We start from the raw sequence: 268 nt of genomic DNA on the forward strand, positions 1-268 counted from the left end.
TGCGCAGATTGTCCGTGTGGGATCGTGCAGCGCTCTGCCGGCGCATTGCTGACAGCGTTCGGACCCATCGCGAAGAATTGGCACGCGTCGTCACAATCGACCAAGGCAAGCCGCTCGCTGAGGCAAATGCCGAGATCGGCAAAGCCATTGAAGGTTTTGAGAACGCCGGAGAGATGATCAAGTGGCTAGAGGGTAGAGTTATCCCGTCCGCTGATCCCCACAAAATTGTCACATCGCGTTATGTTGCAAAAGGGATCCAGGCGGTTAT

1 protein-coding gene is annotated in these 268 nt (G+C 55.6%); it reads left to right on the top strand.

Annotation, left to right across the window (positions count from 1 at the left end):
* Window positions 1-14: 14 nt before the first annotated feature.
* A partial coding sequence (locus tag KVS69_RS19675) for an aldehyde dehydrogenase family protein (RefSeq protein ID WP_345776835.1) occupies window positions 15-268 on the top strand: 254 nt, incomplete at its 3' end.

Source organism: Stenotrophomonas sp. GbtcB23, from assembly GCF_019091045.1.
In the GTDB taxonomy this organism is placed as follows: domain Bacteria; phylum Pseudomonadota; class Gammaproteobacteria; order Xanthomonadales; family Xanthomonadaceae; genus Stenotrophomonas; species Stenotrophomonas rhizophila_A.